Annotated in this window: 11 protein-coding genes and 1 pseudogene; 6 read left to right on the top strand and 6 right to left on the bottom strand. The window is 67.6% G+C overall.

Annotated features, from left to right (window positions below; all coding sequences use genetic code 11):
• Positions 1–151: 151 nt before the first annotated feature.
• The 6 genes from hpaE to E3T43_RS09810 all read right to left on the bottom strand — a co-directional run bounded on the left by hpaE (position 152) and on the right by E3T43_RS09810 (position 7103).
• Entirely contained in the window at positions 152–1645 is a 1494-nt protein-coding gene (gene hpaE, locus E3T43_RS09835) for a 5-carboxymethyl-2-hydroxymuconate semialdehyde dehydrogenase (protein WP_134472321.1), read from the bottom strand.
• The gene (gene dapA, locus E3T43_RS09830) at positions 1645–2595 is read right to left on the bottom strand and encodes a 4-hydroxy-tetrahydrodipicolinate synthase (protein ID WP_134472320.1); all 951 of its coding nucleotides are present in this window, start codon (positions 2593–2595) and stop codon (positions 1645–1647) included. Before dapA ends, hpaE begins: the two co-directional genes overlap by 1 nt.
• On the bottom strand, positions 2592–3281 hold the full coding sequence (locus tag E3T43_RS09825) for a GntR family transcriptional regulator (protein ID WP_134472319.1): 690 nt from the start codon (positions 3279–3281) through the stop codon (positions 2592–2594). The genes dapA and E3T43_RS09825 overlap by 4 nt, the downstream gene beginning before the upstream one ends.
• Positions 3263–4723 carry a fumarylacetoacetate hydrolase family protein gene (locus tag E3T43_RS09820; RefSeq protein ID WP_174844338.1) on the bottom strand — a complete coding sequence of 487 codons (1461 nt, stop codon included), beginning with the start codon at positions 4721–4723 and terminating at the stop codon, positions 3263–3265. The genes E3T43_RS09825 and E3T43_RS09820 overlap by 19 nt, the downstream gene beginning before the upstream one ends.
• A gap of 151 nt (positions 4724–4874) precedes the next feature.
• Positions 4875–6221, bottom strand: coding sequence for an MFS transporter (locus E3T43_RS09815; RefSeq protein WP_134472318.1), 1347 nt, complete (start codon positions 6219–6221; stop codon positions 4875–4877).
• 156 nt (positions 6222–6377) lie between these two features.
• Positions 6378–7103: an IclR family transcriptional regulator gene (locus E3T43_RS09810; protein ID WP_241978908.1), complete on the bottom strand. Its 726-nt coding sequence runs from the start codon at positions 7101–7103 to the stop codon at positions 6378–6380.
• 112 nt (positions 7104–7215) lie between these two features.
• Between E3T43_RS09810 and E3T43_RS09805 the strand changes: the two genes are divergently transcribed.
• From E3T43_RS09805 to E3T43_RS09785, 6 genes and pseudogenes are all read left to right on the top strand, one after another.
• Entirely contained in the window at positions 7216–8697 is a 1482-nt protein-coding gene (locus tag E3T43_RS09805; protein ID WP_134472317.1) for an NAD-dependent succinate-semialdehyde dehydrogenase, read from the top strand.
• A gap of 255 nt (positions 8698–8952) precedes the next feature.
• Positions 8953–9507 carry an RNA polymerase sigma factor gene (locus E3T43_RS09800; RefSeq protein WP_241978907.1) on the top strand — a complete coding sequence of 185 codons (555 nt, stop codon included), beginning with the start codon at positions 8953–8955 and terminating at the stop codon, positions 9505–9507.
• Entirely contained in the window at positions 9494–10321 is an 828-nt protein-coding gene (locus tag E3T43_RS09795; RefSeq protein ID WP_134472316.1) for an anti-sigma factor, read from the top strand. The genes E3T43_RS09800 and E3T43_RS09795 overlap by 14 nt, the downstream gene beginning before the upstream one ends.
• Positions 10322–10430: 109 nt before the next feature.
• Positions 10431–10907, top strand: a pseudogene (locus E3T43_RS19735) (DUF4397 domain-containing protein); the annotation flags it as partial.
• 207 nt (positions 10908–11114) lie between these two features.
• A complete protein-coding gene (locus tag E3T43_RS19730) occupies positions 11115–11741 on the top strand; it encodes a DUF4397 domain-containing protein (RefSeq protein WP_370449930.1) in 627 nt (208 codons plus the stop codon).
• 143 nt (positions 11742–11884) lie between these two features.
• Positions 11885–12691: an RNA methyltransferase gene (locus tag E3T43_RS09785; RefSeq protein ID WP_134472315.1), complete on the top strand. Its 807-nt coding sequence runs from the start codon at positions 11885–11887 to the stop codon at positions 12689–12691.
• Positions 12692–12710: the final 19 nt, after the last annotated feature.

The raw sequence follows: 12710 nt of genomic DNA, 5'->3' as shown, positions 1-12710 counted from the left end.
TCTCCTCATTGAGTCAAGCGGATGCGTACGGCTGGTTCTCGAGGCCGCAAGAGTCGGTGGGCGGTGCGGCTGGGCCCACCTTATGAACCTGGGCCCAGTTTCTAAACGGGGCCCGGGGACGGGGCCCAGGCCCCGTCCCCGAAGGGGCGCGCTAGTGGGCTCCGAAGCGGGGGGTGTGCACGGGGGCGAGGGTGATGTGCACGGCCTGGGAGTCGGTGTAGAAGTCGATCGACCGGTAGCCGCCCTCGTGGCCGAGGCCGGACGCTTTGACGCCACCGAACGGGGTGCGCAGGTCTCGCACGTTGTGCGAGTTCAGCCAGACCATGCCGGCATCGACGGACTGGGCGAAGTTGTGGGCGCGGGTCAGGTCGGTGGTCCAGATGTAGGCGGCAAGCCCGTACTTGACCCCGTTGGCCAACGCGAGCGCTTCGGCATCCGTTTCGAAGGGGGTGATGGCCACGACCGGGCCGAAGATCTCCTCCTGAAAGATGCGGGCGGTCGGGGCGACGTCGGCGAAGACGGTGGGGGAGACGTAGTTACCCTCCGGCAGGCCGGATGGGCGGCCGCCGCCGGCAAGCAGACGCCCCTCGGTCTTGCCGATTTCGACGTAGCTCATGACCTTGGCGTAGTGCTCGGGGTGCACGAGCGCGCCGACCTCGGTCTTCGGGTCATGCGGGTCGCCGACGACGATGCTCGCGGCGCGGGCGGCGTAACGGGCGCAGAAGTCGTCGTAGATCGAGCGCTCGACCAGGATGCGGCTCGATGCCGTGCAGCGTTCGCCGTTGAGCGAGAATACACCGAACAGGGTCGAGTCGATCGCGGCGTCGAGGTCGGCGTCGGCGAAGACCACGGCGGGCGACTTGCCGCCGAGCTCCATCGACATGCCTTTGAGGTTCGCGGCGCAGTTGCGGTAAATGGTCTGGCCGGTCGTGGTCTCGCCGGTGAACGAGATGAGCGGCACATCCGGATGCTTGACCAGCGCATCGCCGGCCTCCTCACCGATACCGTTGACCAGGTTGAACACGCCGTCGGGCACCCCCGCGGCGGCGAAGATCTCCGCCCACAGGCTCGCCGACAACGGCGTGAATTCAGCCGGCTTCAACACGACGGTGCAGCCCGAGGCCAGCGCGGGCGCGAGCTTCCAGCTCTCGAGCATGAACGGGGTGTTCCACGGGGTGATCAGCCCGGCTACCCCGACCGGCTTGCGATTGACGTAGTTGATTTGCTTGCCGGGCACCTTGTAGGTGTCGTCCGCCTGCGCCACGATCAGATCGGCGAAGAAGCGAAAATTCTCGGCCGCGCGCTGCGCCTGGCCGAGCGCCTGCGTGATCGGCAGTCCGGTGTCGAAGGTTTCGAGCTCGGCGAGCCGGGCGTCCTGGGCCTCGACGGCATCGGCGATGCGGTGCAGCACCCGGGCCCGGGCGCGGGGCAGCAGGCGCGGCCAGGGTCCGTGGTCGAATGCTTCTTTCGCGGCGGCGACGGCCAGGTCGATGTCGGCCTGCTGGCCGGCGGCTGCGGTGGCGTAGGTCTGGTTCGACACCGGATCGAGCACATCGAAGGTCTCCCCACCGACACTGTCGACAAATTCTCCACCGATGAAATGACGGATGCTGGTGGGCAGGTCCGCGGGCACGTAATGAGTCATTATTTGGAGGCCCCGGTCAGGGTGAAGCCGGCGGTCGATGTCAGGTACTCGGAGCCGGCATCCATCAAAATGCGCATCTTGGCGAGGCCTCCGGGGGTCGGTTCGATCAGCGGCGGACGCACAAAGCCGCTCTCGATCAGGCCGCGCTGGGCCATGACCCACTTGCCCGGTGCCGGGTTGGTCTCCACGAATAGCAGGTCGACGAGCGGGTGCAGGCCATAGTGAATCTTGCGGGCGGTGGCGAAATCGCCTTGTTCCCAGGCCTCGAACATCTGCGCGACGGCGGCAGGCGCGATATTGCTCGTGGCGCTGACGAAGCCGGCGCCGCCGAGGGCCATGAGCGGCAGGCAGAGCAGTTCGAGGCCGCTCCAGACCAGCAGGTCCGGGCCGCAGAGGTGCAGCACGCGGGAGAAGTGCTCGAAGTCCTTCGTGGTTTCCTTCACGCCGACGAAGTTGTCGAAATCGCGGTAGAGGCGGTACACGGTCTCGGGCGCGATGTCGACGGCGGTCCGGCTCGGCACGTTGTAGGCCACGATCGGCAGGTCCGGAAACTCTTCACAGACGGTTTTGTACCAGACGTAGAGCGCCTCCTGGGTGGGGCGGGCGTAGTACGGCGTGATGATGAGCGCGGCGTCGATGCCGGCGTCGCGGCCGGCCGCGGTCAGTTCGAGGGTCTCGTCGAGCTTGGTGGAACCAGTTCCGGCCATGAAATGCACGCGCTCGTTGATGGCGGTCGCAACGGTGCGAATGGCGGCGGCGCGTTCGGCGATGGTCTGCGAGCTGGGCTCGCCGGTCGAGCCGCCGATCGAGATGCCGTGCGAGCCGGAGGCGATCTGCCAGTTGACCAGGTTGGCCAGGCCCGCATGGTCGACGGCGCCGCCTTCGGTAAACGGGGTCATCAGCGCGGCGATGGATCCGCGAATCTGGCTCGGGGTGCTGCGGAACTTCATGAAATGCCTTCCTTATTGCGAGATGAAAGAAACGCGTTCAGGGTGGCCAGCCGGTGGTCGCGGGCCGCGTGTTCGATTTCTGCAGCCGAGGCGTGCTGCTCAATCAGGTCGAGAATATGGTCGTGCTCCGCGACCGATTCGGCCGCGCGCCCCGGCACGAAGCCGAAGGTGGATTCGCGCAGCACCGACAACCGGGTCCAGCCGCGGTGAACGAGGTCGAGAATGTGCGGGTTGGGGCAGGTGCTGTACAGCTCGGAGTGAAAGTCACGGTTGAGCGACGTGAATCTGGTCGGGTCGAAGTGGCGCAGCGTGTCGCGCATCTGCGCGTTGATCTGCCGGGCGCGCGCTATCGCTGCCGGGCTCAGCGTCGGCGCCGACAGCGCGGTCGCCGCGCCCTCGACCAGGCCGAGGGTCTGCATGGTGTGCTGGTACTCGGTGGGGTCGAGCATCGCCACCTGCGCCCCGACGTTGCGGGCGAAGGTCACCAGACCCTCGGCTTCGAGGCGGCGGATGGCTTCCCGCACGGGAACGGGACTCATCGACGTATCCCGGGCGATCTGGTCGAGGACCAGTCGAAAACCGGGGCCGAAGGTGCCATCGTTGATGCGGGTTTTCAGCCAGTCGTAGGCGAACTGGGCCTTGCCGATGGTCGGCGGGGCGGCATCCACTATCGACTGGCGAGCCATGCGCGGTACCTCTCTTTCCAGGCGGGGTTCATCGGGTAGAGGCCGTCGACGCTGAAGCCTGCGCCGACCATCTCGGCGATGAAGGTTTCTTCGCGTTCCTGCTCGATGCTGTCGGTGACGAGCTGCTCGATGAGGTGCGGCGGAATGACGAGTAGCCCGTCGGCGTCGCCGACGATCACGTCGCCGGGCTGGACGGATGCCCCGCCACAGGCGATCGTGAGGCCTAAGTCCCACGGAACGTGGCGCCGGCCGAGCACGGCCGGGTGGCCGCCGTGGTGATAGGTGGGCATATCGAGGGCGCTGACCGCGGCGAGGTCGCGCACTCCGCCGTCGGTGACGATGCCGGCGGCGCCGCGCACCTGGGCGCGCAGGGCGAGGATATCGCCGACGGTGCCGGTGCCGGTTTCTCCGCGGGCTTCGATCACGAGCACGTCGTCGACGCCGAGGCCGTCGAAGGCGCGCTTCTGGGCGTTGTAGCCGCCGCCGGCAGCCTCGAACAGGTCTTCGCGATGGGGAATGAAGCGCAGGGTGCGAGCCCGGCCGACCAGCCGGGCGCTCGGGCGGGTCGAGTGCAGGCCGTCGATCGACACGTTGTTCAAGCCGCGTTTGCGCAGCTGGGCGCTCAGGGTCGCGGTGCCGACGCTGTTGATGCGGGCCTTCAGCTCATCGGTGAGCACGAACGCCGGCTCGAGGCCGGCCTCTTCGGCCGAGCCCCAGGCTTCGGCCCGTTGCAGGTCGTCCACCTTCGGGCCGGAGCCGAACGTGCCGAACTTCTGGGTGCCCTCGGCGACCGGGGTGATCAGGCGGCCGGTGCTCGGCGCGCCGGGCATGGTCGGAGCGTCAACCTCGACCTCGACGGTGTCGCCCGGCCCGACGACGGAGGCACCGGCCGGTGTTCCGGTGAGAATGACATCGCCGCGCTCGAGCGTCATCAGCTGGGAGAGGTCGGCGACGAGGCGGCCGAAGTTAAAGAGCAGGTCTGCGGTGGTATCGCTCTGCACGAGCTCGGAGTTGACCCAGGTGCGGATGCGCAGGTTGGCCGGGTCGACGGTCTCGGCGGCCAGGACTCGCGGGCCGAGCGGGGTGAAGCCGTCTCCGCCCTTGGACTTGAGGTTGGAGCCCTTGTCGGCGTAACGGAGGTCGTAGACGCCGAAGTCGTTCGCGGCAGTGACCCCGGCGACACCGGCCCAACCCTCCTCGACACTGACGCCGCGCAGCCGGCGACCGATGACCAGCGCGATTTCGCCTTCGAAGGCGAGCAGTTCGCATCCGCTGGGACGAACGATGGTGTCACCGCTGGCCGCGACGCTGGTCGAGGGCTTGAGAAAGTAGGACGGCTGCTCGGGGGTGCGCCCCCGCTGGGCGGCCCGGGACGGGTAATTGATGTGCACGGCGATCACTTTGCCGGGCCGGCCCAGTTCGGGCAGGGATTCGGGAGTCATAAGCGTCCAATCGCGTCGTTGCAGATGGTTATATATGAAACCATATACGATCCGCAAGCGGATGTCGAGGGTTCGTTTTGCCTGAGATGGGCAGAGAAAAACCGTGCCGCCCGGGTCGAAACCCAGGCGGCACGGCCTGAAACTGAACTGCCTACTCGTGGGTGCTGATGCCCAGCGGAATTCCGCGAGTCTCCTTCACGAGGGTGACCGCGACAAAGGAAATCGCGGCGAGGCCCATGAGGTAGATGCCGATTGAGGTGGTGGATCCGGTCTCATCGAGCAGCAGCTGGGCGATGAGCGGGGCGAAGGCGCCACCGAGAATAGCGCCGAGGGCGTAGCCGATGGACACGCCCGAGTAGCGCACCTGGGCCGGGAACATCTCGGCGTAGAGCGCGGCCTGCGGGCCGTAGGAGAAGCCGAGCCCGGCCGCCAGCACGATGAGGGCCGTCGAGAACCAGACGATGTCGCCGGTGTCGATCAGCAGGAACATCGGGATGGCCCAGAGGAACAGGAAGGCGTAGCCGAGCTGGAACGTGCGCACACGACCGATTTTGTCGGAGAGGATGCCCCCCATCATCGTCGATGCCAGCCAGAAGAACGCGGCGACGGTGCTCGCGATGAGTACCGGGGTGCGCTCCATGCCGAGTCCGCCGGCCTCGACCGGCTTGGTCGCGTAAGAATTGAAGAACGCGATGAGCATGTAGCCGGCCGCGTTATTGGCGATGAAGATGAGCGCGGTGAGGATGACCTGGCGCGAGTGATTCTTGAACAGCTGCTTGAGCGGTGCCGCAGATTCCCTCTTGCGCGTCTGCATCTCCTTGAAGACCGGGCTCTCGGCGACCGCGCGGCGGATGACCCAGCCGACGACGATGAGCAGCACGGAGACCAGGAACGGGATGCGCCAGCCCCAGGCGAGGAAGGCCTCCGGGCTCATTGAGGTGGTCACGGCGATCATGACGCCGGTGGCGAGAATGAGGCCGACCGGAACGCCGATCTGCGGGTAGGCACCGAAGAAGCCGCGCTTGTTGATCGGTGCGTGCTCGACGCTCATCAGCGCAGCGCCGCCCCATTCGCCGCCGGCCGAGAAACCCTGCAGGATGCGCAGCACGATCAACAGGATCGGTGCCCAGACGCCGATCTGGTCAAAGGTGGGCAGCAGACCGATGAACGCTGTGGCGGCGCCCATCATGACGAGCGTGAAGACCAGCATCGCCTTGCGGCCCAGGCGGTCCCCGAGATGTCCGGCGACGATAGCGCCGAGCGGGCGAAACAGAAAGCTGATGCCGAGCGAGGCCCAGGCGATCAGCTGGGCCAGCGGAGCGTTCTCGCCGGCGAGCGGGGCGAAGAACAGGCCGGCAAGCACGAGTCCGGCGGCCTGGGCGTAGATGAAGAAGTCGTACCACTCGATGGTGGTACCCACCATGGTGCCGGCGAGAACCCGCCGTTCCTCACTGCGTTTGGCGCTGGCCGTTGGCGTGCGCTCGGTCGTAATAGCCATGGAATACTCCCTCGTATCTCACTGCGGTGCTGGGCGGGTGGTGCTGCAAAGTCTGTGGATCGTGCGGAGAAAACCGGCACTGCGGCAGTATGGCAGGATTTTTTACGATTACCTACCTTTTGGTCAGTATTGTTGTTTTTCCGGTCGCGGGGGTGACTAGCTGAGCTCTGCGACGATCGTGCGGGCGGCCGCGGTGAGCACAGCACCGATGTCGGTGGGGGAATGCAGGCTCGAGATGTACACGACGGCGAGGGAGGCGGGTGACTCCCCGGGCACGAGCAACGGAACGGCAATCGACGACAGGCCCGGAATGACCTCGTTGTGGCTCGAGGCGTAGCCGAGAGCAACGACCTCCCCGGCCTCGCTGCGGCGGGTTTCCGGGTGGCCGAGCGCGGCCCATTGCGCCCCGCTCAGGCCTGACTGGATCGCGATTCCCGGTGCACCCATGTGCAGCGGATGCCGCGTGCCAGGCTGCTGTGCGACCGTCGCGTGGGCCTGCCGCGGCTCGATACTCACGAGCGTGAAGATCTCGCCCTGGTCGAGTACCGCGACGAAGGCGGTCATGCCGAGCTCGTTGGCGATGCGGGTGAGCACAGGCCGGGCAGTGGCCTGCAGATCGCGGGACACCCCGCGCGCCAGGGCAGCCAGTCGCGCGCCGAGCCGTACCAGTCCCGCCGGGTCGCGAACAACGAGACCGTGATCTTCCAGGGTGCGCAGAATGCGATAGGCGATCGAGCGGTGCACGTCGAGGGCGGCAGCGAGTTCGACGATCGTCATGGCTTCGTCGGTGTCGGCGAGAATCTCCAGCATGCGGATGCCGCGCGACAGGGTTTGCGAGTGGGCGGGTGCAGCCTTGGGGTCCGCGAATTCTGGAATCGACACCCTGGTATTCTCCCACCCGGCCAGGTCCTCTCGGTTAGTCAGCCGCCCTGTCGGCGGGCGCAGCTAGGCTAATACCGTCAGATCGACGGGCAGGCAAAGTAGGGGAGAACCAATGACGGTTGTTACAGACACGAACACGAACGAAGCCGAGCTGCTCGCTCGCGTGCCGAACCAGCTCTACATCAACGGCAAGTGGGTCGCCGCCACCGGCGGCCGCACCCTCGATGTCACCGACCCGGCCACCGGCCGCGTCATCAAGACCATCGCCGATGCGAGCGTGGCCGACGGTACCGCCGCCCTCGATGCGGCCGACGCTGCCCAGGCCGACTGGGCGGCGACCCCGGCTCGCGTGCGGGGCGAAATTCTGCGCCGCGCATTCGATCTGCTGCAGGAACGCAAGCAGGAGTTTGCCCTGTTGATGACCATCGAAATGGGCAAGCCGCTGCCCGAGGCGCTCGGCGAAGTCGCCTACGGCGGCGAATTCCTGCGTTGGTTCAGCGAAGAAGCCGTGCGCATCAGCGGCCGCTACGGTGCCAACCCCGAGGGCACCGGTCGCATGATCGTCACCCAGCAGCCGGTCGGACCCTGCTTTCTGATCACCCCGTGGAACTTTCCGCTCGCCATGGCGACCCGCAAGATCGCCCCGGCGCTCGCCGCGGGCTGCACCGTCGTCGTCAAGCCGGCCGCGCTCACCCCGCTGACCACCCTGCACTTCGTGGCTCTGCTCGAAGAAGCCGGCCTGCCCGCCGGCGTCGTCAACGTCATCACGACGTCGCAGTCCGGCGCGGTCTCCGAGCCGATCATCGCCGACCGACGCCTCCGCAAACTCAGCTTCACCGGGTCGACCGCGGTCGGCAAGTCGCTCATCAAGCTCTCCGCCGAGAACGTGCTGCGCACCTCGATGGAACTCGGTGGCAACGCCCCGTTCGTCGTGTTCGCCGACGCCGACCTCGACAAGGCTGTCGACGGCGCGCTCATCGCCAAGTTCCGCAATATCGGGCAGGCCTGCACCGCCGCCAACCGCTTCATTGTGCACGAGTCGATCGCTGCCGAATTCGCCCGCCGGGTCACCGAGCGGGTCGAAGCGTTCCAGATCGGCCGCGGCACAGAGGCCGGCATCACCATCGGCCCGCTGATCGACGCGAAAGCCGTCGCGAAGGCTGACTCGCTCGTACAAGATGCGCTCACCCGTGGCGCGACCCTGCTCACCGGCGGCGCCGCGATCGAGCGCGAGGGCACCTTCTACGCACCCACCGTGCTCACCGACGTCAAGCCGGGCAGCGACATTCTGCGCGACGAAATCTTCGGCCCGGTGCTCGCGATCAGCACCTTCACCGACGAAGCGGATGCCGTGCGCCTCGCCAACGACACCGAGTTCGGCCTGATCAGCTACGTGTTCACGACCGATCTGGCCCGTGGCCAGCGCATGATCGACAAGCTGCAGACCGGCATGATGGGCCTGAATACCGGCGTTGTCTCCAACGCGGCCGCACCGTTCGGCGGCGTCAAGCAGTCCGGCCTCGGTCGCGAGGGCGGGCTCGAGGGCATTCACGAGTATCTGTCGACGAAGTACACACTCACGCCGACGCCCTAAAGCGGCAAATTGCCGCAGGGTGCATCCGTTTCGCCCTCGAGGAGAGAAATAGAGGAGTAAGTGGTTTCCCGCCCCGGGGAGGGCCACAGCACGCGACGTCGGGTTTGCTGCTGTGGCCCCTTCTGCCGGCGGGGGGAACTGCAACCGAGTTGAAGGAAACTCACTATGCTGGTGCGCGCGGAGGTTGTCACTCTCACAGTGCGATCGCCGAACCCCTGCCCGGTACGTGTTTCGGCCCGAAGGACCCACCCTCACGTGAGCGCACCTACCGACGATGACGCGTCCCTCGACCGCGCCTTTCAGGACGGTGATGAGCGCGCCCTGGCCGCGGCGTATGACCGCTGGTCACCGTTGGTATTTACGATCGCCGTGCGCTCCCTCGCCAATGCGTCCGACGCCGAAGACGTCACCCAGAAGGTATTCATTGCCGCCTGGCGGGGGCGCGGTAGGTTCGACCCGGCCCGTTCCCGGCTTCCGGCGTGGCTGATCGGCATTACGAGGCACGTGATTGCCGACACCCACGAGGCACGCAGTCGCCAGCGGCGGCTCGAAGACTCACTCGCCGCGACCATCCCGGCACACCGCGTCGATGACAGTTTGAGTGTCGTCAACCGGGTGCTGGTCGGCGACGAAATCGACCGGCTCGAACCCGTGCCCCGGCAGGTGATGCGCCTCGCCTTCTTCGACGATCTCACCCAGGTGCAGATCGCCGACAGCCTGGGGCTGCCGCTCGGCACGGTCAAGAGCCACATGCGGCGCAGCCTGACCCGCCTCCGCACCCGGTTGGAGGTGTCCGATGACTCCTCTTGATGGCACCCACATCGCCGCGGACGACCTGCACCTGCTCGCGCTGGCCGAGGTCGACGCGAGCGCGGCGGAACGGGCCCACCTCGCCACCTGCGCCGAGTGCCCCGGGGAATACCTCGCCCTGTGGCAGGTCGTGCAACTCGGTCGTGCCGTCGGGGACGATTCGCTGCTCACCCCGCCTGCGGGCGTCTGGGCAGGCATCCAGATCGAACTCGGGCTGAGCAACGCGGTGCACACACCACCCCCCTTCACGAAAACCGCTGACGCGACGGATGCTGCGGCCCCGCCCCAGGCACCTGCTTCGCCGGTCGCCGACCCGGCGGCGGCCGGACCGACGGCCGAGTCGTCGGTCGAACCAGCACCCGTGCGCCTGCTGTCCCTCCGCCGCTGGGTCCCGTTCGCGGCAGCCGCCGGCCTGATCGGCTTGATCGGCGGCATCGCCATCGGCGTGGCGAGCACCGCCGGCCCGCCACCCGAGCGAGTCGTAGCCGAAGGCGCCCTCGACGCCCTGCCGGGATGGGCCGCGAGCGGGTCGGTCCGGGTCGAGCAAACCGCCGACGGCCGCCGCTCGGTCGTCGTCGACCTCGACGCGCCGAATCCGCCGGGCACCGGCCTGCGCGAGGTCTGGCTGCTCAAAGCGGATGCGTCCGGCCTGGTCAGCATCGGATTCCTCGACGGTGCCACCGGTCGTTTCACTATCCCCGCGAGCGTCGACCTCGCCCAATACCCGCTGGTGGACGTGTCCGCCGAACCCGCCGACGGCGACCCGGCACACTCCGGCGACTCAATCGTGCGCGGCGAATTACACGCGCTCTGAGTCGTTTCTCCAAATAAGTCGCCGTGGTGCATCCGAAACGCGCCCGACCGGAGAAGTTGTTACCAGGGAGGCACAGCCGCCTTCCGTAACGACCAACCTGGAGGTAGCAATGCGCAAGTCCATCGCCGTCGGAATTTCCGCCGGCCTTCTCGTCGCACTCGCCGGGCTCGCGCCGGCGCAGGCGGCCGTTCCCGCGGCATCCGCTTCACCGGGTATGGCATCCGTGTCGGTGCTGCACGCCATTCCCGGACTGACCCTCGACATCTCGGTCGACGGTCGCGTCGTCGTCGCCGATTTCATGCCTGGAACCCTGCTCGGCCCGCTGAAGCTCACGGCCGGCACCCACACCGTCGGAATCTCCGCGGCAGATTCCCTCGAAGTCGGCGGCAGCGCCAACGGCTCGCCGCTTCCGTCGATCGCCGTGAGCGGCTCGACGACAGTCACGGTCACGGCCAATCGCAGTTTCACGGCGGTTGCCCACCTCACGGATGCCGGCCTTCCCACCGCCACCCTGTACAACGATGACACCAAGCCGCTGGCCGCCGGACAGGGCCGCCTCACCGTGCGCCACGTTGCGGCCGCTCCGGCCGTTGACGTTCTCGCCAACGGCGCCGTTGCCGTCGCCGGCCTGACCAATCCGTCGCAGGCCGTGCTCGATCTGCCGGTCGGCACGATCAGCGCCGTCGTGGCCGCCACCGGAACGACCGCGCCGCTGCTCGGCCCGGCGGAAGTCACGATCGCCCCGCGCACCAACACCATCGTCTACGCCTGGGGCAGTCTCGCCGACGGCAACCTGGCCCTCTACGTGCAGACGGTGCGCACGCGGGCCGCAGCGCCGGCCTCCGTTTCGGTGCTGCACGCCATTCCGGGCGTCGTGGTCGACGTGTACGTCGACAACCGCAAGGTCATTGACGACTTCGAACCCGGCACCCTCACGAAGACGTTCCGCCTTCCGGCCGGCAGCTACACCCTCGCCATCACCGCAGCAGATGCCGTTGACGCGAGCGCTCCCGTGATCGGCCCGGTCGACCTCGCGGTTGCCGCGGGCGTCAACTACACGGCTGTCGCCCACCTGACCGAGGCCGGAGTTCCGACCGCGGCCTTGTTCGCCAACGATACCTCCGCGACCGGCGCCGGCCAAGGCCGCCTGACCGTGCGTCACGTCGCCGCTGCTCCCGCGGTGGACGTACTCGCGAACGGTGCTCCGGCCATCACCGGCCTGACCAACCCGAACGAGTCCGTGCTGGTGCTGCCGGTCGGCACCATCTCGGCCGCGGTTGCGGCTGCCGGAACCACCGCGGCACTCATTGGGCCGGCCGACGTGGCCATTGCCGCGAGCACGAACACCATCGTCTACGCCTGGGGCAGCCTCGCCGACGGCACGCTCGCCCTGGCTGTGCAGACGGTGTCCACGAAGTAGCTTCGTCCGGCATAACTCCTGCAATCTGAGCGTCGACCCGGCGCGGGCCCCGGATTTCCGGGGCCCGCGCGGCCGGGTCCGTGAAATTGCAGGAGTTATGCCGCTCGCGCCGGGTGTACCGCGCCGCTGGCTAGACTTTGCGGATGCCCCTGATCGCGATCGACGACCTGAGCGACCCGCGACTGGTCGACTATGCCCACCTCACCGACGTGGCCCTCAAGAAGGCCCGCGGCACCGAGCACGGCCTCTATATCGCCGAATCGGCCCTGGTTCTCGAGCGTGCCCTGCGCGCCGGGCACATTCCACGCTCCGTGCTCGCGCTCGGCAACACGGCCGACGAAGCGCTCGCCGTGCTTGGTGCCTACGCGGCGGAGGTTCCGGTGTTCGTCGGCCCCAGCGCGCTGCTCGCCGACCTCACCGGCTACATTCTGCACCGTGGCTTGATCGCCGCGATGCACCGACCCGAACTGCCGAGCGCCGACAGCCTGCTGGCCGATGCGCGTCGCATCGTCATCCTCGAAAACGTGGCCGACCCGACCAACGTCGGCGCCATCTTTCGCTCGGCCGGTGCCATCGGAGCGGATGCCATTCTGGTCACGCCGCGCTGTTCCGACCCGTTCTACCGTCGCGCCATCCGGGTCTCGATGGGTACGGTGCTGCAGGTGCCGTGGACCCGCGCCGGCGACTGGACCGAGACCCGCGCCCTACTCACCCGGCACGGCTTTCATGTGGCGGCCCTGGCGCTGACGCCGGATGCAGTCAGCCTGCGCGATTTTGACGGTACCGCTCACGAACGTCTGGCCCTGTTGCTCGGCGCCGAGGGCGAGGGACTCACCCCCGAGGCACTCGCCGCCTCGGACACCGTCGTGCAGATTCCGATGAAGCACGGCATCGACTCCCTCAACGTCGCCGCCGCGAGTGCCGTCGCGATGTGGGCGCTGTCCGGGTAACCCCTTCTGCCACCCGAGC

Origin of the sequence: Cryobacterium sp. Hh7, assembly GCF_004403155.1 — a bacterium.
In the GTDB taxonomy this organism is placed as follows: Bacteria; Actinomycetota; Actinomycetes; order Actinomycetales; family Microbacteriaceae; genus Cryobacterium; species Cryobacterium levicorallinum.
Note: the sequence above shows the minus strand (reverse complement) of the source record. Positions and strands in the feature narration are given on the sequence as shown.

Excerpts from the sequence above, each read along its gene's own strand:
- hpaE (WP_134472321.1), bottom strand. The coding sequence starts at position 1,645 with ATGACTCATTACGTGCCCGCGGACCTGCCCACCAGCATCCGTCATTTC.
- dapA (WP_134472320.1), bottom strand. The coding sequence starts at position 2,595 with ATGAAGTTCCGCAGCACCCCGAGCCAGATTCGCGGATCCATCGCCGCG.
- E3T43_RS09825 (WP_134472319.1), bottom strand. The coding sequence starts at position 3,281 with ATGGCTCGCCAGTCGATAGTGGATGCCGCCCCGCCGACCATCGGCAAG.
- E3T43_RS09820 (WP_174844338.1), bottom strand. The coding sequence starts at position 4,723 with ATGACTCCCGAATCCCTGCCCGAACTGGGCCGGCCCGGCAAAGTGATC.
- E3T43_RS09815 (WP_134472318.1), bottom strand. The coding sequence starts at position 6,221 with ATGGCTATTACGACCGAGCGCACGCCAACGGCCAGCGCCAAACGCAGT.
- E3T43_RS09805 (WP_134472317.1), top strand. The coding sequence starts at position 7,216 with ATGACGGTTGTTACAGACACGAACACGAACGAAGCCGAGCTGCTCGCT.
- E3T43_RS09795 (WP_134472316.1), top strand. The coding sequence starts at position 9,494 with ATGACTCCTCTTGATGGCACCCACATCGCCGCGGACGACCTGCACCTG.
- E3T43_RS09785 (WP_134472315.1), top strand. The coding sequence starts at position 11,885 with ATGCCCCTGATCGCGATCGACGACCTGAGCGACCCGCGACTGGTCGAC.